This is a genomic window from Streptomyces sp. PA03-5A, from assembly GCF_033792725.1.
GTDB lineage: Bacteria > Actinomycetota > Actinomycetes > Streptomycetales > Streptomycetaceae > Actinacidiphila.
Genome location: NZ_JARAVL010000010.1, coordinates 205,703 through 226,040, shown reverse-complemented (window position 1 = coordinate 226,040; position 20,338 = coordinate 205,703). Strand labels below are relative to the sequence as shown.

General features: G+C 73.2%; 16 protein-coding genes. 7 read left to right on the top strand and 9 right to left on the bottom strand.

Annotated features, from left to right (window positions below):
- Nucleotides 1-82: 82 nt before the first annotated feature.
- From PV410_RS15250 to PV410_RS15240, 3 genes are read left to right on the top strand one after another with little or no spacing between them, the layout of a single operon-like run.
- Entirely contained in the window at nucleotides 83-1,099 is a 1,017-nt protein-coding gene (locus PV410_RS15250) for a glycoside hydrolase family 130 protein (protein ID WP_500324916.1), read from the top strand.
- Nucleotides 1,096-2,292, top strand: coding sequence for a Gfo/Idh/MocA family protein (locus tag PV410_RS15245; RefSeq protein ID WP_500324816.1), 1,197 nt, complete (start codon nucleotides 1,096-1,098; stop codon nucleotides 2,290-2,292). The genes PV410_RS15250 and PV410_RS15245 overlap by 4 nt, the downstream gene beginning before the upstream one ends.
- Nucleotides 2,289-3,953 (top strand): glycoside hydrolase family 13 protein, encoded by a 1,665-nt coding sequence (locus tag PV410_RS15240; protein ID WP_500324815.1) that lies wholly within the window; start codon nucleotides 2,289-2,291, stop codon nucleotides 3,951-3,953. Before PV410_RS15245 ends, PV410_RS15240 begins: the two co-directional genes overlap by 4 nt.
- Nucleotides 3,954-4,047: 94 nt before the next feature.
- Here PV410_RS15240 and PV410_RS15235 read toward each other — a convergent pair whose 3' ends face one another.
- From PV410_RS15235 to PV410_RS15210, 6 genes are all read right to left on the bottom strand, one after another.
- Nucleotides 4,048-4,965 (bottom strand): LysR family transcriptional regulator, encoded by a 918-nt coding sequence (locus tag PV410_RS15235; RefSeq protein WP_500324814.1) that lies wholly within the window; start codon nucleotides 4,963-4,965, stop codon nucleotides 4,048-4,050.
- Nucleotides 4,966-5,221: 256 nt separating this feature from the next.
- Nucleotides 5,222-6,061, bottom strand: coding sequence for a formate dehydrogenase accessory sulfurtransferase FdhD (gene fdhD, locus PV410_RS15230; RefSeq protein WP_500324813.1), 840 nt, complete (start codon nucleotides 6,059-6,061; stop codon nucleotides 5,222-5,224).
- Complete coding sequence (locus PV410_RS15225; protein WP_500324812.1) at nucleotides 6,049-8,343, bottom strand: FdhF/YdeP family oxidoreductase; 2,295 nt, start codon at nucleotides 8,341-8,343, stop codon at nucleotides 6,049-6,051. The genes fdhD and PV410_RS15225 overlap by 13 nt, the downstream gene beginning before the upstream one ends.
- A 287-nt stretch (nucleotides 8,344-8,630) precedes the next feature.
- Nucleotides 8,631-11,018: a SpoIIE family protein phosphatase gene (locus PV410_RS15220; RefSeq protein ID WP_500324810.1), complete on the bottom strand. Its 2,388-nt coding sequence runs from the start codon at nucleotides 11,016-11,018 to the stop codon at nucleotides 8,631-8,633.
- Between the two features lie 74 nt (nucleotides 11,019-11,092).
- Nucleotides 11,093-12,070 carry a WGR domain-containing protein gene (locus PV410_RS15215; protein WP_500324808.1) on the bottom strand — a complete coding sequence of 326 codons (978 nt, stop codon included), beginning with the start codon at nucleotides 12,068-12,070 and terminating at the stop codon, nucleotides 11,093-11,095.
- 64 nt (nucleotides 12,071-12,134) lie between these two features.
- The gene (locus PV410_RS15210; protein WP_500324806.1) at nucleotides 12,135-12,683 is read right to left on the bottom strand and encodes a GNAT family N-acetyltransferase; all 549 of its coding nucleotides are present in this window, start codon (nucleotides 12,681-12,683) and stop codon (nucleotides 12,135-12,137) included.
- A 122-nt stretch (nucleotides 12,684-12,805) separates the two neighbouring features.
- On the opposite strand from PV410_RS15210, the gene PV410_RS15205 reads away from it, so the two are divergent.
- Together PV410_RS15205 and PV410_RS15200 are read left to right on the top strand one after the other, a co-directional pair.
- Nucleotides 12,806-13,525 (top strand): SDR family oxidoreductase, encoded by a 720-nt coding sequence (locus PV410_RS15205; RefSeq protein ID WP_500324804.1) that lies wholly within the window; start codon nucleotides 12,806-12,808, stop codon nucleotides 13,523-13,525.
- A gap of 60 nt (nucleotides 13,526-13,585) precedes the next feature.
- A complete protein-coding gene (locus tag PV410_RS15200; protein ID WP_500324802.1) occupies nucleotides 13,586-14,068 on the top strand; it encodes a winged helix-turn-helix transcriptional regulator in 483 nt (160 codons plus the stop codon).
- Nucleotides 14,069-14,083: 15 nt separating this feature from the next.
- Here PV410_RS15200 and PV410_RS15195 read toward each other — a convergent pair whose 3' ends face one another.
- A complete protein-coding gene (locus tag PV410_RS15195) occupies nucleotides 14,084-14,494 on the bottom strand; it encodes a DUF3662 domain-containing protein (protein ID WP_500324800.1) in 411 nt (136 codons plus the stop codon).
- Nucleotides 14,495-14,723: 229 nt separating this feature from the next.
- On the opposite strand from PV410_RS15195, the gene PV410_RS15190 reads away from it, so the two are divergent.
- Nucleotides 14,724-15,875 (top strand): right-handed parallel beta-helix repeat-containing protein, encoded by a 1,152-nt coding sequence (locus PV410_RS15190; protein ID WP_500324799.1) that lies wholly within the window; start codon nucleotides 14,724-14,726, stop codon nucleotides 15,873-15,875.
- Between the two features lie 3 nt (nucleotides 15,876-15,878).
- Here the strand turns inward: PV410_RS15190 and PV410_RS15185 are convergent, their stop codons facing one another.
- Nucleotides 15,879-16,919, bottom strand: coding sequence for a serine/threonine-protein kinase (locus PV410_RS15185; protein ID WP_500324797.1), 1,041 nt, complete (start codon nucleotides 16,917-16,919; stop codon nucleotides 15,879-15,881).
- 377 nt (nucleotides 16,920-17,296) lie between these two features.
- Here PV410_RS15185 and PV410_RS15180 point away from each other — a divergent pair, with 377 nt between their 5' ends.
- Entirely contained in the window at nucleotides 17,297-18,724 is a 1,428-nt protein-coding gene (locus PV410_RS15180) for an ATP-binding cassette domain-containing protein (protein ID WP_500324795.1), read from the top strand.
- 54 nt (nucleotides 18,725-18,778) lie between these two features.
- Here PV410_RS15180 and PV410_RS15175 read toward each other — a convergent pair whose 3' ends face one another.
- Entirely contained in the window at nucleotides 18,779-20,242 is a 1,464-nt protein-coding gene (locus PV410_RS15175) for an amidase family protein (RefSeq protein ID WP_500324794.1), read from the bottom strand.
- Between the last annotated feature and the right edge of the window lie 96 nt (nucleotides 20,243-20,338).

The window sequence follows — 20,338 nt, the reverse complement described above, 5'->3', positions numbered from 1 at the left end:
GAACGACCGCACCACCAGCACCGCCCGTACCACCGGCTCCAGCAGTTCCGTGCCCTACCGCCTGACCCGCGTCGGCGTCGTGATGTCGCCGCTGGCCGGCGAGGCCAACGAAGCCGAGGGCGTGCTCAACCCCGCGTCCGGCCGTACCCCGGACGGCACCCTGCACCTGCTGCCCCGCCTCGTCGCGGAGGGCAACGTCTCCCGCGTGGGCCTGGCCGAGGTCGTGATCGAGGACGGCGTGCCCACCGGCGTCGAGCGCCGCGGCGTCGTCCTCGCCCCCGACGCCGGCTGGGAGCGCGGCAAGAACAACGCCGGCGTGGAGGACCCGCGCACGACGTGGATCGAGGCGCTCGGGCTGCACGTCATGTCGTACGTCGCCTACGGCCCGCTCGGCCCCAAGCCGGCGCTGGCCGTCTCGAAGGACCTGGTCACCTGGGAGCGCCTGGGCCCGATCCAGTTCGCCTACCAGGCCGACCTCGACACCGACCTCAACCTCTTCCCGAACAAGGACGTGGTGCACTTCCCCGAGCCCGTCCCGGGTCCGGACGGCGAGCCCGCCTTCGCCATGCTGCACCGCCCGATGTGGGACCTGGGCTGGTTCCGTCCCGGGGAGGGCGTCCACCTGCCGGCCGGCGTGACCGACGAGCGCCCCGGCATCTGGATCTCCTACGTCCCGGTGGCCGAGGTGGAGAAGGACCTCAGCGCCCTGGCCCGCCCCCGTGACCACCGTCTGGTCGCGCTGTCCGAGCACCCCTGGGAAGAACTCAAGATCGGCGCCGGCCCGGCACCGATCCGCGTCGAGGAGGGCTGGCTGCTCATCCACCACGGCGTGTCCGGCACCATCGACGACCCCTTCGCCCAGCAGCAGAAGGTCAGCTACGCGGCGGGCGCCATGATCCTCGACCCGCAGGACCCGGCCCGGATCCTGGCCCGCACCGACGAGCCTCTCATGGAGCCGGAGACGGAGGAGGAGCGTTCCGGCACCGTGCCGAACGTCGTCTTCCCGACCGCGATCGAGGAGATCGACGGCGTGCGCTACGTCTTCTACGGCATGGCCGACGCCCACATCGGCGTCGCCCGCCTGGACCGTGCCGAGTGACCACGCTCGGTCTGGGCCTGGCCGGCTGCGGCGCGTTCGGCGCCTACCTGCTGGACGCCGTGGCCGACCTGCCCGGCGTACGCGTCGTGGCGTGCGCCGACCCCGACGGTGACCGTGCCGCCGCCCTCGCGCGGCGGCACGGCGCCACCGTCGCCGCCGACGCCGCGGCGCTGGCCGGCCTGCGCGGGGTGGACGTCGTGGCGATCGCCACTCCCCCGGCCACCCACGCGGAACTCGCCGTCGGCGCGCTGCGCGCGGGCCGGCACGTGTTCTGCGAGAAGCCGCTGGCCGTGACGCTGGAGGACGCCCTGCGGGTGGAGGCCGAGGCCGAACGCTCCGCCGGCGTCCTCGTCGTCGACCACGTCCTGCGCTACAACCCCGTCCTGCGGATGCTCGAGCGGCTGCGTGAGGAAGGGCTGCTGGACCCGCTGGTGCGCTTCGCCTTCGAGAACGACGCCGCCGACGAGGACCTGGGCCCCGGCCACTGGTTCTGGGACCCCGCCCACAGCGGCGGCATCCACGTCGAGCACGGCGTGCACTTCTTCGACGCCGCCCGCGCCCTCATGGGCAGCGAGCCCGTCGAGGTGCACGGCACGGCCGTGCGCCGCGAGGGCGGCCCGGTCGACATCGTCGTGGCCACCGCCACCCACCCCGGCGGCGCCGTCGCCACCCACACCCATTCCTTCACCCACGCCCATCGCGCCGAACGGCAGTTGATGCGCCTGGACTACGGATTCGCCGAGGCCCGGGTCACCGGCTGGATCCCGACCCACGCGACGGTCACGGCCTGGACGGACGAGCAGGGCGCCCGCCGCTGGGAGGACCTGCCCTCGCGTGCCGCCGCGCTGCTGGCCGTACCGGGGCTGCGGCCGCACGGCGAGGAGCGGATCACCGTCACGGTGGAACGCGACGCGGGACCGGCGGCGCCCGCCCGCGGCCGCGGTGCGGAGCGGAGCGTCCCGCACCGGGTGACCTGCGTGGTCGACCTGGGCGGAGAGGCGCGCAAGCAGCACGTGTACGCCGAGAGCGTGCGCGCCGCCTTCACCGACCTGCTGCGCTGCGCGACCGAGGGCGGCACCCCGGTGGCCGACGCGCGGTCCGGGCGGACCGCGGTCGCGGTGGCCGAGGCCGCCACGCGTTCCGCGGAGACCGGCCGCACCCTGCCGGTCCCGTCCGGCCCGACAGGAGCATGAGGAGCACCGTGAGCACCACCATTCCCGCACCGGACACGCCCTGGTGGCGGGACGCGGTCTGCTACGAGATCCACCCGCGCGCGTTCGCCGACGGCGACGGGGACGGCGTCGGCGACCTCGCCGGCGCCGCCGCCCGCCTGGACCACGTGGCCCGGCTGGGGGCGGACGCGGTGTGGATCACCCCGTTCTACCCGTCCCCGCTGGCCGACGGCGGCTACGACATCGCCGACCACACCGCCGTCGCCCCCGACCTCGGCACCGACGCGGACTTCGACGCCTTCGTCGCGCGCGCCCACGGCCTGGGGCTGCGGGTCCTGATCGACCTCGTCCCCAACCACACCTCCGACACGCACCCCTGGTTCCGGGAGGCGCTCGCGGCCGGCCCGGGGAGCGCGGCGAGGGACCGCTACCTCTTCCGCACGGGACGCGGCGCGGACGGTGAACTCCCCCCGAACGACTGGGAGTCCGCGTTCGGGGGTCCGGCGTGGACCCGTGTGCCCGCACCGGACGGCGGCCCGGGCGAGTGGTACCTGCATCTGCACGCGCCCGAGCAGCCGGACCTCAACTGGCGCCGGCCGGAGGTCGTCGCCGACTTCGAGCGGATCCTGCGGCACTGGCTCGACCGCGGCGTCGACGGTTTCCGCATCGACGTGGCCCACACCCTCTTCAAGGCCCCGGGCCTGCCCGACGCCGGACCCGGGCAGCACCAGGACGTCCTGCGCAACCACCTGCTGCCGTACCACGACCAGGAGGAACTGCACCCGCTGTTCCGTTCCTGGCGCCGGCTGCTGGACACCCATCCGGCACCGCCCGGCGCGGTCCCCCCGGGGCAGCGCGTGATGGTGGCCGAGGCCGCCGTGTTCGAACCGGCCCGGCTGGCCCGGTACGTCAGCCCCGGCGAGATGCAGCAGGCCTTCAACTTCGCCTTTCTGGAGTCCCCTTGGGACGGGAGGGAGATGCGCGCGGTCATCGGGCGGTCCGTCGCGTCGATGCGGGCCGTCGGGGCACCGGTCACCTGGGTCCTGTCCAGCCACGACGCGGTCCGCCCGGTCACCCGCTACGGCGGCGGGCAGCGCGGCCGGCGCCGTGCCCGGGCCGCCGCGCTGCTCATGCTCGCGCTGCCCGGCGCCGCGTACGTCTACCAGGGCGAGGAACTGGGGCTGCCGCAGGCCCACGTGCCGGACGAGCGGCTGCGTGATCCCCTCTGGGAGCGTTCCGGCCACCGCGAGCGCGGCCGCGACGGCTGCCGGGTGCCGCTGCCCTGGGAGGGCCCGGCGGCTCCTTACGGTTTCAGCAGCGCCCCCGCCGAGGCCTGCTGGTTCCCGCAGCCCGACGACTGGGCGGACCTGACGGTCCGGGCCCAGGAGGACGACCCCGCCTCGATGCTCGCCCTGTACCGCTCCGCGCTGCGGCTGCGCCGCGCCGCGCCGGTCCCGGCGGAGGCGGCGCCGGTTCCGCAGGGGCCCGCGGACGGTTCCTGGTTCGCCTTCGACCGCGCGCCGGGGCTGCGGTGCCTGACCAACTTCGGCCCGGATCCCCTGGCCCTCGCGGAGGGGGACGAGGTGCTGCTGGCCAGCACCCCGCTCGACGGCCGCTCGGTGCCCGCGGACACCACCGTGTGGCTCCGCCCCGCCGGGACCACGACCGGGGTCACGTCCTAGGCCGGCAGTCCCAGGGCGGACCGGGACTCGCGGGGGCACGGGGACGTGCGTCCGCGCTCCCGCCGCCGGGCGTCGTCGGCCGCGATCCCCGGCCTCACTGCATCCGGGGAAGCGACTCCAGCGGCTTGAGGTCGGCGTGCTGCGCGGTGGCGACCAGCGCCTGCACCATCACGGACTCGGGATCGCGGCGGAAGGCGACCAGCCCTATCTCGGCAGCCCGGGCGGGCTCCACCATCGGGACCGCCCGCACCCCGGGCGGCACTCCCAGGGCATGGATCCACGCCAGAGGGGCGATCCCGGCCCATCGCCCGGGCACGACGTGGGCGATCAGCGAGGCGAACGAGTCGGTCTCCACCCTCGCCGTCGGTTCGGCCCCGGCCGCGGCGAAGAGGGCGTCCATGGTGCGCCGTCCCCGCATGGTCGAGGTGAGCAGGCACAGTGGCAGGGCCGCCGCCTCCGCCCAGGTCGCCGTGGCGCCGCCGGCCGGGGCCCACGAGGCGTCGGTGAGCAGTGCGTACTTCTCCCGGTACAGCGGCACGGTGCGAAAGGCGGCACGCACCTCGTCGTCCAGGTAGGTGACGGCGGCGTCGAGGGTGAAGTCCCTGAGCATCGTGAGGATGTCACTTGACGTCAGGTCGTTCACGATGTGCGCGGTGAGCAGCGGGTGCCGCGTGCACAACGGGTCGACCAGGCGCGGCACGGCGGTGGCCGCGCTGGGCACGACGCCGATGCGGATGCGGCCGCTCAGTCCGGTGCGCATGGCGGCGACCTCGCCCTCCATGGCATCCCGGTCGGCCAGGATCTGCCGCGCCCACACCACGACGCGCTCGCCCTCGGCGGTGAGGCCGTCGAACCGCCGGTCCCGCTGGATCAGCGGGACCCGCATCTCCTCCTCCAGCTTGCGGATGCCCTCGGACAACGAGGGCTGGGACACCCCGCAGCTCTGCGCGGCACGGGCGAAATGCCCCTCCTGCGCCAGGGCCACCAGGTATTCGAGCTGCCGGAAGAGCACGGCTGAGCACCTCTCAGGATTCCACCGGCCGGGAGACGCGTCGGACCTGTTCCCGGGTTCCGAGCTGTATACCAAGTCGCTCCCGGCGGGCCGACGGCGCCCGCCTCCGCGAAGTGCCCGGAGCGCCCGTGTTCCCAGTGAACCGGTGAGTGCCGTGCGCGGCGAGTCGAGGATGCGGTCACGCCGGCACCGGGCGCGGAACGGGTGCCGCCCGGACGGGCGGCACCCCTCGCGCACGGCCGGGCGACGCTCCGCGTCAGGCGACGGGCTGGGCCACGCGCAGCCGCTCGGCGCCGGTGTACACGTTCGCCGAGCGGCCGCGCAGGAAGCCCACCAGGGTCATCCCCGTCTCTTCGGCCAGGTCCACAGCGAGGGAGGACGGCGCGGACACCGCGGCCAGCACCGGGATGCCCGCCATGGCCGCCTTCTGCACGAGTTCGAAGGACGCCCGCCCGCTGACCATGAGCACGGTGCCCTGCAGCGGCAGCAGCCCCTCCTGCAGCGCGTGGCCGACCACCTTGTCGACGGCGTTGTGACGGCCCACGTCCTCACGCAGGCACAGCATCTCGCCGTCCGTCGTGAACAGCCCGGCGGCGTGCAGCCCGCCCGTGCTGTCGAAGACCCGCTGCGCCGCCCGCAGCCGGTCGGGGAGGGTGAAGAGCACCTCGGAGTCGATCTCCGCGTCGTCGCCCGCCACGCTCCAGCGCTGCGTGGTCCGCACCGCGTTCAGGCTCGCCTTGCCGCACAGACCGCAGGAGGAGGTGGTGTAGAAGTTGCGCTCCAGGGAGAGGTCGGGCAGGCGCACGCCAGGGGCCAGGACGACGTCGACGACGTTGTAGGTGTTGCCGCCGTCGTCCGTGGCACCTGCGCAGTAGCGGATGCCCAGCACGTCGTCCGGACCGTGGATGACGCCCTCGCTGACGAGGAAGCCCACCGCGAGGTCGAAGTCGCTGCCGGGGGTGCGCATGGTGACCGTCAGCGCGCGGCCGCCGACCCGGATCTCCATCGGCTCCTCGGCGGCCAGCGTGTCCGAGCGGTGCCCGGGCACCCCGTCCCTGATCCGCAGCACCCGCCGCCGCGCGGTCACCCGGCCCATGCCGCCGCCTCCAGTCGTACGACGACGGCCTTGGAGGTGGGGCAGTTGCTGACGTCCGCGACGCTGTCCAGCGGGACCAGGACGTTGGTCTCCGGGTAGTAGGCGGCGGCCGACCCCCGGGAGGTGGGGTAGGGCACCAGGCGGAAGGACTCGGCCCGGCGCTCGCTGCCGTCGGTCCAGATGCTCACCAGGTCCACCATCTGCATCTCGGTGAGCCCCAGCGCCGCGATGTCCTCGGGGTTGACCATGACGACCCGGCGTCCGCCCTGGATGCCGCGGTAGCGGTCGTCCATGGCGTACGGGATGGTGTTCCACTGGTCGTGCGACCGCAGGGACTGCAGGATGAGGTGGCCCTTCGGCGCCCGCGGCATCTCGAAGTCGTTGCGGGTGAAGACGGCCTTGCCGCTCGGCGTCCTGAAGGTCATCGCGTTCACCGGGTTCGGCAGCTGGAAGCCGCCCGGTTCGGCGACGCGCCGGTTGAAGTCCGCGAACCCCGGGACGACCCGGGAGATCCGGTCCCGGACGGTGCCGTAGTCGGCCTCGAACTCCTCCCAGCCGATCGCCGGGGAATCGCCGAGGGTGGCCCGGGCCAGCCGGGAGATGATCGCCACCTCGCTCAGCAGGTCGGGGGAGGCGGGCGCCAGCTTGCCGCGGGAGGCGTGCACCATGCTCATGGAGTCCTCGACGGTGACGAACTGCTCGCCGCCCGCCTGGACGTCCCGGTCGCTGCGGCCCAGGGTGGGCAGGATCAGTGCGGTGTCACCGCACACGGTGTGCGAGCGGTTGAGCTTGGTGGAGATGTGCGCCGTCAGCCGGCAGCGGCGCATCGCCCGCTCCGTGACGTCGCTGTCGGGGGTCGCCCGGACGAAGTTCCCCGCCACCCCGAGGAAGAACTTCGCCTCGCCGTCGCGCATGGCACGGATGGCGTCGACGGAGTCGTGGCCGTGCTTGACGGGGGGTGTGAAGCCGAACTCCCGTCCCAGGGAGTCGAGGAAGCTCTGCGGCATCTTCTCCCAGATGCCCATGGTGCGGTCGCCCTGGACGTTGCTGTGGCCACGCACCGGGCACGCCCCGGCGCCGGGCTTGCCCAGGTTGCCGCGCAGCATCAGGAAGTTGACGATCTCGCGGATGGTCGGCACACCGTGCTTCTGCTGCGTGACACCCATGGCCCAGCAGACGATGACGCTCTTGGCGGCCAGGACGCGCTCGTGGACCTGCTCGATCTCCTCACGCGTCAGGCCGGTGGCCGTCAGCACGTCGTCCCACGACGTCTTGCGCGCGTGCTCGGCGAACTCCTGGAAGCCCGTGCTGTGCTCGCGGATGAAGTCGTGGTCCAGGACCGTACCGGGAGCGGCGTCCTCGGCCTCCAGGAGCAGGAGGTTCAGCGCCTGGAAGAGGGCGAGGTCGCCGCCCGCGCGGATGTGGAGGAACTGGTCGGCGATGACCGTGCCGCGCCCGATGACGCCGCGCGCCTTCTGCGGGTGCTTGAACCGCATCAGCCCGGCCTCGGGGAGGGTGTTGACGGCGACGACGCTTCCGCCGCCCCGCTTGGTCTCCTCCAGTGCGGACAGCATGCGCGGGTGGTTGGTGCCGGGGTTCTGTCCGACGACGAAGATCAGGTCGGCCTCGTGGATGTCGTCGAGGCTGACGGTGCCCTTGCCGACGCCGAGCGTCTCGTTCATGGCGGCGCCGCTGGACTCGTGGCACATGTTGCTGCAGTCCGGCAGGTTGTTGGTGCCGTAGGCGCGGGCGAAGAGCTGGAGGAGGAAGGCGGCCTCGTTGCCCACCCGCCCGGAGGTGTAGAACAGGGCCTCGTCCGGGGAGTCCAGGGCGCGCAGCTCCTCGGCCATCAGGGCGATGGCCTCGTCCCAGGCGATGGGCTCGTAGTGCTCCGACCCGGGCCGCTTGACCATCGGTTCGGTCAGTCTGCCCTGCTGGTTGAGCCAGTAGTCGGACTTACGTCCCAACTCCTCGACGGTGTACTGCTCGAAGAACTCCCGCCGCACGCGGTGCGACGTCGCCTCGTCGTTGATGTGCTTGGCGCCGTTCTCGCAGTACTCGTTCATGTGCCGCTTGCCGGGCGCCGCCTCGGGCCAGGCACAGCCGGGGCAGTCGATGCCCTTGGCCTGGTTGACGTTCAGCAGGGTCAGCATGGTCCGGCGGGGCGAGGTCTGGCTCAGTGAGTACCGCAGTGCGTGCGTGACCGCGGGGAGACCGGTCGCCCAGGTCTTGGGCGAGGTGATCTCCAGGTGCTCGTCCGTTGGGTCCTCCAGAGCGCTCATGCCTGCCCTGCCTTCCCGGCTTCCGACACCGCGGAAACCGCCGCGAATACCGATCCGCAGAAAAGCTAGACCCGCTTCACCGGCCCGTCAAAGAGGCCGTTCCTTTTGCTTGATAGGCGGCGCCGATCAAGGAAGAGCAGGGCGAACGCCCAGCTCGTCGCGGCACTGTACGTATCCGGGGGAACGCGGCGAAAAAGCGGGCGCAAAAAACGTCTCGCCATCCGGGGATTTCACCGGGGACGTCCGTTCCGCCGCCCACGAGAATTCAGGACCGGCTCCGCACGAGGCTAGACGGCGAGGGTCTGCTCGGTCCAGATGGTCTTGCCGCGCTCCCGGTAGCGGGTGCCCCAGCGCTCGGCGAACTGGGAGACCAGCAGCAGGCCGCGGCCGCCCTCGTCGGTGGTGCGGGCGTGGCGCAGGAAGGGTGCGGCGCTGCTGGTGTCGGAGACCTCGCAGGTCAGCGCCCGGTCGCGGATGAGCCGGAGCTGGATGGGCGGTGTCGCGTACCGGATGGCGTTGGTGACCAGTTCACTGACGATGAGTTCGGTGGCGAAGCACTTCTCGTGCAGGGCCCACGCCGCGAGCTGACGCGTCGTCAGCGTCCGTGCGGTGGCCACGGCGGCGGGGTCGCACGGCAGGTCCCAGGTGGCGACGGAATCGGGGCCGAGCGGCCGGGGGCGGGCCACGAGCACAGAGGCGTCGTGGTCCGGGTCCGCGGGGACCAGGGCGTCCGTGAGCAGCAGGCTCATGTCCTGGGGGGAGTCGCAGGGCGTGGCCAGCAGCCGCTCGAACTCCGCCCGACCGGTCCCCGCCGGGTGGCTCTGCAGGAGCCCGGGGGTGCGGAGCACCAGCATGCATCCCTCGGGCAGTTCCAGGGTGGCCATCTCGAAGGACGGCCCGGGGCGGCCGAGCGGTTCGCCCGCGGGGGCGTCCGGGATCCGAACGGTGTGGTCGGGGTGGACGACCGCCGGCGGCGGATGGCCCGCCGAGGCCATGGTGCTCTGCCGGGTCACGGGGTCGTAGACCATGTACAGGCAGGTGGCCCCGACCGGGGAGGCCGAGCCCGCGCCCTCGTGCTCCTGGGCGAGGTTGCGCACCAGGTCGTCCAGGCGGGCCAGGACCTCGTCGGGGGCCTGGTCCAGGTTGGCAAGGGTGTGCACGGCCGCCCGGAGCCGGCCCATGGTGGCGGCGGTGCGCATGCCACGGCCGGGGGTGCTGCCGCTGACGAGGGCCACGCGTGCGCCGGGCAGCGGGATGACCTCCGTCCAGTCGCCGCCGGCACCGGAACGCACCAGGTGGTGGGCCCACTCCACGGCGCTGGGCGCGGGCAGCCGCTGGGGCAGCATGCCGCGCTGCAGGGCGAGGACGGCGTTGCGTTCGCGCACGTAGCGGTGGGCGTTGTCCAGCGCCATCGCGCCGCGGCCGGCGAGGTCGACGGCGAGCGTGAGGTCGTCGTCGTCGAAGGGGCCCAGCTCCGGGTCCCACCGGTGGAAGGTGACGAGGCCCAGCACGCAGTCGCGGACCAGCAGCGGCACCACCATCAGGGAGTGCACCCGCTCCTCCAGCATCCTGCCGCCCCGTACGGGGTCGTCACCGATCCACGTGCTGTCCTGGCTGAGCCGGGGAACGAGGCGCGGCTCGTGGTCGGCGAGCACCTGCAGGGCGGGCGAGCCCACCAGGTGGGTGCTGACCGCACCCGTGGTGTACGCCCCGGTCTGGCCGCAGCGGGCGGAGGTGGCGGCGCGCCGCAGCCCGGTGTCGTCCGCGACCGGCCCCGCCGCCATCTCCTCGCCGCCGAGGAGGGGGGCCAGCAGGTCGACGTTCACGCAGTCGGCGAGTACCGGGACACCCACCTCGGCCAGTTCCTGCGCCGTGCGGATCGGGTCCAGGGTGGTGCCGATCCTCCGTCCCGCCTCGGCCATCAGGGCCAGGCGCGCCTCGGCGAGGTGGCGTTCCGTGACGTCGACGACGGCGTCGGCCACGCCGAGGATGCGGCCGTCCTCCGACTCGAGCCGGAAGGCGGACGCCGAGTAGACGTGCTCCCTGGCGGGATCGCCGGGCGGACGGCCGCGCTTCTCGAACGAGATCGCGGCCTCTCCGGTCCTGAGCACCCTGTTCATCACGCGCTCGGCGAGCTCCGCGCTGAAGTCGGGCCACGCCTCGGTGGGCCGCCGCCCCAGGGCGAGCTGCGAGCGGTGGTCCTGCATCCCCTCCGCCGCCGGGTTGAACCGCATCAGCCTGAGCTGCGGGTCCAGCACGAACAGCCCGATGGGCGAGCGGGTGAACAGTGCCTCCAGGAGGGCGCGGTCGACGTCCGGGGAGAGGCCCGACACCCCGGTCAGCAGGTCGACGGTCAGGCGCGGGCCCCTCCCGTCGTCGCGCACGGCCCGCAGGCTCGGCCGGCAGGCCACCGTCCGCCCGTCACGGTGCCGGAGGAGGACGCATCCGGGCCCGGCGCACGCGCCGGATCCGGCGTCGGCGGTGCCGGGGGCGGGGGCGAGCAGGTCCAGCGCGGGCCGGCCGAGCACGTCGCCCGCCGGGCGGCCGAGGAGGCGCTCCGCCTCCGGGCTCCATGCAACGACCGTGCCATGGGCGTCGATCACCATCCGCGCCGCCGTGCGCCCCGCCGGCTCCTCGCGCTCTTCGCCGCGTTCCCGCGATGCCCAAGTGCCCATGACCGTCCCATCACGTTCCGGTCCTCAGGTTCCCAGTCTTGCGCAGGCGGGCGAGGTCACCACTCGGGGCCGCCTCAGCCGTGCAGGAAGGCCGTCACCTCCGCGAGGGACGGGACCTCGGCGGGTGTGAAGCGCCGGATCTCGCCGCGGAAGGAGCGCACTTCCAGCCAGCTGCCGGGGTCCGCACCCGGCAGTGCCGCCAGGAGGGCCTCGAGATCGGCGGCGCCGAACACCTTGAACGTCCGTGTCCGCCGGTAGTGGGACGGCTGGACGTCGAAGCGGAGGTCCACGACCGGTTGCGGCCGGCGGGCCCAGTCGGCGTACGGCAGCGAGCCGTGCCCGTGGATCCGCGCGTCGACCAGGACCTCGGGATCCGCGTCACCGATCTCGCAGTCGAAGACCGGGAAGGCCGCGGCGACGCGGTCGGCGATGGCGGGGTAGGCGACGCAGCCCCGTCCGAGGGCCGGTGCGCACAACAGCGCGTGGCTGAACGCCCCGACCGGCTCCGGCAGCGGCACCTTGTGGTGGGAGCGCCCGTCGAAGGGCAGGTCGCGACGGGTACGGACGAAGTCCAGGAAGGCGGACACGGCTGCGGCGTCACTCCGGTCGGACCGCACGGCGAAGCGGACGGCGCTGCGTCCGTCGTCGCGCAGGACCACGTACTCGTGGAAACCCGCCGGCCGCCCCGGCGCGAGCACATGGCGGTACACCTGCTCGAAGCCCTCGACCGGCAGGTACTCCAGGGCCGGGGCGTGCGGCCGGGCGTGCGGGCGGGCGCCCGCCCTCAGCACGTCGAGGACCTTCGCCTCCGGGTCGGGTCCGGCGTCGTCCTCCGGCGGGTCGACCTCCACGAAACCCTTCCGCAGCCACTCGCCGGCCTTGCGCGCGGCGTGGCGCCGGGCGTGCTCCTCGTCGTCGAGCGTCGAGGTGCTCCCCTTGCCGTTCGCACCGACGGAGCCCCAGCGCAGGAAGCAGCGGATCCCCTCCTGACGGATCTCCCGGTACTCGGTCCTCCCGGCCCCCGGGGCCTCGAACCGCCGCCACCTCGTCATCCGTATCCGTCCTCCGGCGTCCGCGGCGCCGCCCGTGCGCTGCGCGCCGCCTCCGGCGGTCATGTCAGGGCGCCTGGACCGGGGCGCCCGCCGTGATCCGGTACAGCACGTTGGGGCGCAGCGGCCCTTCGGGGGCGGTGGGGTCCTCGAAGTCGCCGGCGGGGTCGCGGGTCATGCCGATGCGGCGCATGACAGCCTGGGAGCGGAGGTTCCCGGCCGTCGTCACCGCGAGGATCTCATCGAGCCCGAGGGTGCCGAAGCCGAAGGCCAGGACGGCCAGGGCGGCCTCGGTGGCGTAGCCCTTGCCCCAGGCCGCACGCGCGAGGCGCCAGCCGATCTCCACTCCCGTGAACGGCAGGCCGTCGTCCACCCGGTCCAGGCCCGCGAAGCCGGCGAACCCGCCGGTCGCCCGGATCTCGACCGCCCACCAGCCGTAGCCGCGCTCGTCGAATTCGGCCAGGAACCGGGCCACGGACGCGTCGCTCTGCTCCCGGGTCAGCGGCTCCCCCAGATGCTCCCGCACCTCGGGGTCGGCGTTCATCGCCGCCCAGGGCGCGAGGTCGCGGTCCTGCCAGCGGCGGAGGATCAGGCGTTCGGTGCTCAGTTCGGTCACACCGCCCAGCCAACGGCAACCGCGGCTCCGGGGCAAGGCCATTTCCCATCTGAGTTGCTTTTCAGAATCCAGCTGACCTAGATTGGATATACCTACTCAGCCCAACGGAACGAGCGCTCCTCATGGACATCAAGAACTCCGTCGCCGTCGTGACCGGCGCCAACCGCGGCCTCGGCCGTCACCTGGCGACCCAGCTGCTCGACCGGGGCGCCGCCAAGGTCTACGCCGGCGTCCGCAACCCCGACGCCCTCGACCTGCCGGGCGTGGAGCCGCTCCGGCTGGACATCACCGACCCCGAGTCGGTCGCCCGGGCGGCCCGGACCGCCTCCGACGCCACTCTCGTGATCAACAACGCGGGCGTCAGCACCCACGTGGGGCTCGCCGAGGGGAACATGGCCGACATCCGCCTGGAGATGGAGACCCACTTCTTCGGCTCCCTGGGCGTCACGCGGGCCTTCGCGCCGGTGATCGCCGCGAACGGCGGCGGAGCCGTCCTCAACGTCCTGTCCATCCTGTCCTGGATCCACCTCCCGGGATACGGCGGCTACAGCGCGGCCAAGGCCGCCGAACTGGCGATGACCAACGTCCTCCGGCAGGAGCTCGCCCCGTCCGGCATCGACGTCACCGCGCTCCACGTGGGCTACATGGACACCGAGATGGCCGACTACGTCGACCCCTCCGACAAGGTGGACCCCGCATGGGTGGCGGGCCTGGCTCTGGACGGCATCGAGCAGCGGGCGCTGGAGGTCGTCGTCGACGACCGGAGCCGCGGCGTCCGGGCCGCCCTGTCCGGCGGACTCGAACTGCTCTACCCGGGCCTGCCCGCACCGGCTGCCCGCTGACCGGCACACGCCGCACCAGCAGCTGAATTGGAAATGTCAATCCAGAGGTACATTGGTGGCATGTCCAGCGCCAAGGCCACCGGCAACGCCACCGGCAAGGAGGAGACCGTCTGCTCGATCGCCCGGACCCTCGAGGTCGTCGGCGACAAGTGGACGCTGCTCGTCCTGCGTGAGGCGGCGATCCGGGGCGTGACGCGCTTCGCGGACTTCCGCCGGGAGCTCGGCATCGCGCCCGATCTGCTGACCGGGCGCCTGGGCTCGCTCGTGGACGAGGGGATCATGGAGAAGCGGCCGTACCGGGAGCCGGGCAGCCGGACCCGGTACAGCTACCACCTGACACCGGCGGGCGAGGAGCTGCGGCTGATCCTCGCGGCGCTCCAGCAGTGGGGCGACACGCACCGGACCCCCGCGCGGGGGCCGAGCCACCTGCGGCGCTCGGCGGACGAGGGCCGCCCGGTCAGCGTCGCCTTCGTCGACGACGCCGGCACCGTGCTCCCGCCGGAGGGCGTGGAGTTCACCCCCTCGGAGGGCGTCGCCCGCTGACCGCGCCACCGTGGCTCACGACCACCCGGGCGCGATCCGGGCGAGCGCGTCCGCGCGGATCCGGTTCATGGGCCTGCTGCTCACCCGGTAGCGCCCGTTGGGCACCTCGGCGGACCGGACGATGCGCACGGTGACCGGGCCGGCCCACTCGTAGCCGCGCCGGTCGGCGTGGCGCAGCAGCGAATCCGTCAGGGCCTCCCCCACGCGGGCCCGATGCGGGATCAGCTCCCGGTGCGGAGCGTCGGCCAGCTCCACCGTGTACACGTTCGGCACCACCACGCGGCTCGAACTGCACACCACCGCCCGTTCGTCGCACTCCCGGCGCAGGGCGTCCACCAGTTCCACCGGCTCACGGTGGATCAGCTTCGCCACCAGCACCTGTTCCCAGCGCTCGATCACCCGTTCCCATCGTTTCAGTGTTCCCATGACGATGCGCCTGCCCGGGGCCCGGGCCCTGATGCGGCCGCGGCCACCCCATCAGCCGTACCGGGTCGATTCCGGCCACCGGACCCGGCACCCCCGTGAGCCCGGGGGCCACCGGCCGATCAGGGCCCCGTCGCCCGCATGCCGCAGGCTCTGCAGTGGCGAGGTGTCAGATCCGTCCATAGCGTCTGTTTTCGGCTGATCACATGTCACGGAAAGCAGGTGCACACACATGAAGCTCTGTCGGTCCCGCAGGGCCGTCGTCGCGGCGGCCGCCACGGCGACCATCGTGGGGGGCGCGGTCGCGTGCGGCGGCGAGTCGCAGCCCACGGCCTCGCAGTCCGCGGACGCGCAGAAGAAGATCTCCGTCCGCGCGGGGGAGTCCATCCAGTCGGCGGTGGACCGCGCCAAGCCCGGCCAGGTCATCGACATCGCGGCCGGTACCTACCACGAGAGCGTCCAGATCAGCACGCCGCGGCTGACGCTGCGCGGAGCGGGCACGGGCACCGTCATCTCCCCGAGCACGAAGGGCAAGGAGAACGCCTGCGCCAAGGCGGGCGAGGGCATCTGCGTCACCGGTACGGCGCAGAAGAAGGCGTCCGACGTGACGCTGGAGTCGCTGACGGTCGCCGGGTTCAAGAAGGCCGGCATCCACGCGACGCAGGCCGACGGCCTGCAGGTCGTCCGCGTCACGGCACGGGACAACAAGGTGCAGGGCATCCTCGCGGAGAAGTCCGTCCGCACCGTCTTCCGCGACAACACCGCCCGCAACAACGGCGATTCCGGCATCTTCCTCGCCAACTCCATGGACACCGAGGGCGGTGCGCTCGACACCCAGGGCGCCGTCATCGACGGCAACGAACTGACGGAGAACCGGATCGGCATCGGACTGCGCCGCGTGCGGGGCGTCACGGTCGAGAGCAACCAGGTCACCGGCAACTGCGGCGGTGTCTTCGTCGTCGGCGACGAGGGCGTCCCGCGCGGCGGTGCGCTGACCGTCACCCGCAACACGGTGACCGGCAACAACAAGTACTGTGCGCCCAGCGCCCGCCTCCCGTTCATCCAGGGCACGGGCATCCTGCTCACGGGCGTCGAGAAGACCGTCGTGACCGACAACGACGTGCGCGACAACAGCGGCAAGTCCCCGATGTCCGGCGGCATCGTGCTCTTCGGCAGCGTCGTGGGGACGTCCAACTCCGAGAACACCATCCGCGACAACGTCGCCCGCGGCAACAAGCCCGCCGACCTCGCCAACCGCGACCTCAAGGGCAAGGGGAACACGTTCGTCAACAACACCTCGGAGACCACCGAGCCCAAGCAGCTGCCCAACAGCTCGCCCAGCGGCGCGTCGAGCACCGCGCCCAGCACCGCACCCAGCAGCTGACGTTCACAGACCCGGCAGACGACGGAAGACCGCCCGGGCCCACATCGGCGGGTCCGGCGGCGGTCCCGGGGGCGTGGGGAGCACGGGCGCCCGGGGCGTCACCCGCGTCGCCTGGTGGTCGGGGGAACCGCCCCGCGCGGAACCCTCCTCCGGCGCGGTCGCGGCAGCGGCCGCCCGCAGGGCACCCACGAACTCCAGGCAGGAGTCGTAACGGTCCTCGGGGACCTTCGCGAGCGCTTTGGCCATGACGTCGTCCATGGCCGGCGGGATGTCCGGCCGCCGCTCGCTGAGGGGTGGCGGCTGGTCGTACTGGTGCGCCCACAGCAGGGCCATGTCCTCCTCGCGCTCGAAGGGCAGGCCACCGGTCAGGCTCTCGTAGACGACGCAGGCCAGGCTGTACAGATCGCAGCGGCCGTCCACCGGGCGCCCGGAGATCTGCTCGGGCGCCACGTAGTCCAGGGTGCCGACGAACTCGCCGACGGTGGTGAACCCGGTCAGCGACAGCGACTTCTTCGTCAGGCCGAAATCCGTGAGGTAGACGTGCTCGGGGTGCTCGCTGTCGGTGCCCTTGGCGACGAGCACGTTCCCCGGTTTCACGTCGCGGTGCACCAGGTCGTGGTCGTGCGCCGCGTCCAGTGCGGAGGCCACCTGGGTGGCGATGCGCAGGGCGGTGGGAACGGGGAGCGGACCGTCCCGGTCGAAGAGCGCCCGCAGGTCGAGGCCCGAGACGTAACGCATCGCGATGTAGAGGACACCGTCGGTCTCCCCGGCCTCGAATATCGGCACGATGTGGGGGTGGTCGATCGCGGCCGCCACCCGTGACTCGTGGGTGAAACGGCGGCGGAAGGTGTCGTTGCGGGCCAGCTCGGGGGCGAGCAGCTTCAGGGCCACCGTACGGTCGAGCCGCAGGTCCCGGGCGCAGTAGACCACGGCCATGCCGCCGCGGCCGATCTCCCGCTCCACGCGGTAGCCGGCGATCTGGGCCCCGATGAGCCCGGAGGACCGCCCGGCGTACACGCTCACGTCATGCGGAATCGAATTCATCGCGCACCACCGCCACGCGGCCCGACATCGGAGACCTTTCCGCGCTCCCTTTGTGAATTGTATCGACCGGGCCCCGGCAATTCGCGGTCGCGCCTTTCCCTCGAAGCCTGAGGTACAGTTCCTGGGTCCTGTCGTCTCCGATAGAGGTGGACGTTGCTCATCTGAGGTCCGCGATCATCGCGCGCACGGCCCCACCGCCGTCCGCCGGTCACGCAGCAGTCGGCCTTCCCGCCGCCCGTGACCCCGCGCGCATGCGACCTCGGTGCACGAGCCGTCCCCGTTCCCCGGAGGACCGCACCCCCCGTCCCCGCACGGTCGCCGCGTGGTGCTCGCACCCGAAGCCCGCCACCCCTGCGCTTGCGACTGCGAGGACCATCATGTCCACTCACACCCCCACCGCCACCGGCTCGTCCCTGGGCTGCTCCGGCCTCTCCTTCCGGTGGCCGGACGGCACACCCGTGGTCGACGGGCTCTCCCTCACCATCGGCAGGGGCCGCACCGGGCTCGTCGGAGCCAACGGCACCGGAAAGTCCACCCTGTTGAAGCTGCTGGCCGGCCGGCTGCCCCCCACCCGGGGGTCGGTGACCGTCGGCGGCAGCCTCGCTTACCTGCCCCAGGACGTCACCCTCGACACCGCGCTCCGCGTCGACCAGGCCCTCGGCATCGCCGAACGGCGCGCCGCCCTGCGGGCCATCGAGGCGGGGGACGCCGGGGAGGAGCACTTCGAGACCGTCGGCGACGACTGGGACGTGGAGGAACGCGCCCTGGCGACCCTGGGCTCCCTCGGGCTCGGCGGCCTCGAACTGGACCGTACCGTCGGCCGGATGTCCGGCGGCGAGACCGTGCTGCTGCGCCTGGCCGCCCTGCTGCTGGGCCGCCCCGACGTCCTCCTGCTCGACGAACCCACCAACAACCTCGACCTCTTCGCGCGCCGCCGGCTCCACGAGACCGTCGGATCCTGGCGTTCCGGCGTCCTCGTCGTGGTCAGTCACGACCGCGAGCTGCTGGAACGCGTGGACCGCGTCGCCGAACTGCGCGCGGGCTCCGTCACCTGGTACGGCGGGGCGTGGTCCGACTACGAGGGGACCGTGGCCGCCCAGCAGGAGACTGCCGGGCGCGCGCTCCGCGCCGCCGAGGCCGACGTGCGCCGCCAGCGCCGCGAACTGGAGGAGGCGCGGATCGCGTCGGACCGCCGACGGCGGCACAGCCGGAAGATGGACGCCCAGCGGCGCGCCCCGCGGATCGTCGCCGGCGAACGCAAGCGTTCCGCGCAGGAGTCCGCCGACCGGCTCCGGGGCGTGCAGGAGGAACGGCTCGCCCAGGCGCGCGAACGCCGCGAGGCCGCCGCGGACGCGCTCCGCGACGACGCGGAGATCCGGGTCGACCTGCCGCGCACCGCGGTCCCGGCGGGCCGCACCGTGCTCACCCTGCGGGGGCTGCGGCCACGCAACGAGATCCGCGCCCGGCTCGCGCGGTTCCTGTTCCGGGGCGCCCGCGCCGAACAGCCCGCGGGCACCCTCTCCGGCGGGGAGCGCTTCCGCGCCGCCCTGGCGGCGTCGATGCTCGCCACGCCGGCCCCGCAGCTGCTGATGCTCGACGAGCCCACCAACAACCTCGACGTGGACGGCGTCCGTCAGCTGACGACCGCCCTCGCGTCCTTCCGGGGCGCACTCGTCATCGCCAGCCACGACCTGCCGTTCCTGGAGTCGGTCGGGATCACACGCTGGCTGCTCGTGGCCGAGGAGCTCCACGAGACCACCGCCGAGGAGGTGCGCGGCCTGCTGGAGGACGCCGGGGACGACTGAGCGTGGGACCGGGACCGCCCCGCTCGTGCGGGGCGGTCCCGGGCGCCGACGCCGTCAGCGCTCCGGGTCCGCCGCCCTCGGCGCCGGTACGGCGAGCGGACGGCGGCGCAGCAGGGTGGGGTTGACGGCGGACGGCGGCCTGCGCAGCCGGGTCGCCTGCTCGTAGTCGTGCGCGTAGCCGAGGAGCAGCGGTTCGCTCCACGCCCGTCCCAGGAAGGTGATGTTGAACGGGCGGCGGTTGGCCGCGAGGTAGCCCGCGGGCACGGTGACCGAGGGGTAGCCCGCCTTGGCGCCGATGGACGAGCTGCCGCTGTTCGCGAACAGCAGGGCGGTGACGGCGTGTTCGGCCATCAGGGCGTCGATGCGGTCCTTGCTCTCCTCCAGGTCCCGGGCGCGGGCCGCCTTGTACTCGACGGTGTCCGCGCTGTCCGGACCGAGGTCCCTGGCCTGTGCGGCGAGCGCGAGCGTCTGCCCGAACTTCAGGGCGACGTCCGCGTGGGCCTCGTTGTGGGCGATCACGTCGGCGAGGGTGCGCACCGGTGCACCCTCGGGCAGCCGCGCGAGATAGGCGTTCAGGTCGCGCTTGAACTCGTGGCTCAGCACCGGGGAGGCGACGTCGTACCGGCGGCGCGCCTCGATGCCGACGTCGACGAGTGCGGCGCCGCGTCGCGCCAGTGCGTCCAGGGCCGCGTCCCACAGGGCCCGTTCGTCCGTGCCGTCCTCGGGCGTCTGTTCCGCGACGACGCCGATGCGCACGCCGCGCAGGGCGTCGGGGGACAGGTCGGCGGTGAAGTCGTGGCCTTCGAGCGGGTTGCCGGCGGTGGCCGGGTCCGCGGGATCGGTGCCGGCGAGGACGGTCAGCAGGGCGGCGGCGTCCGCGACCGTCCGGGTCATCGGGCCCGCGGTGTCCTGGCTGGAGGCGATGGGCACGATGCCGGTGCGGCTGACGAGGCCCAGGGTGGGCTTCACCCCGACCCCCGACGTCGCGGACGCCGGGCTGAGGATGGACCCGTCCGTCTCGGTGCCGATGGTGACGGCGGCCAGTCCGGCCGCGGCGGCGACCCCCGAACCGGCGCTCGAACCGCTCGGCGTCTCGCTCAGGTCGTACGGGTTGAGCACCTGACCGGCCAGCGAGCTGTAGCCGCTGGGCATGCCGACGGTGAGGTAGTTGGCGAACTCCGTGAGGTTCGCCTTGCCGAGGATCACCGCACCCGCCTCGCGCAGCCGGGTCACCAGCGGGGCGTCCTGCGCGGGGTGGGAGTCGGCGAGCACCACCGAGCAGGCGGTGGTCGGCATGCCGAGGACGTCGACGTTGTCCTTCACGAGCACCGGTATGCCCAGCAGCGGGCCGCCGGGGTCGCCGCCGGCCCTGCGCGCGTCGGCCGCGGCGGCCTCCTCCAGGGCGGCGGGATTGACGCAGCGCACCGCGTTCAGGGCCGGTCCGCCGACGTCCAGGTCCTCGATGCGCCGCAGGTAGGCGCGGGTGAGGGAGACGCTCGTAATGCGGCCCGAGGCCATCAGGGCGGTCAGCTCGGCGACCGTCGCGACCTCCAGGTCGGCGGGGAACGGTTCGTGCGGCGCCGCGTCGTTGGCGTCGGTCCGGCTGCCTGTCGA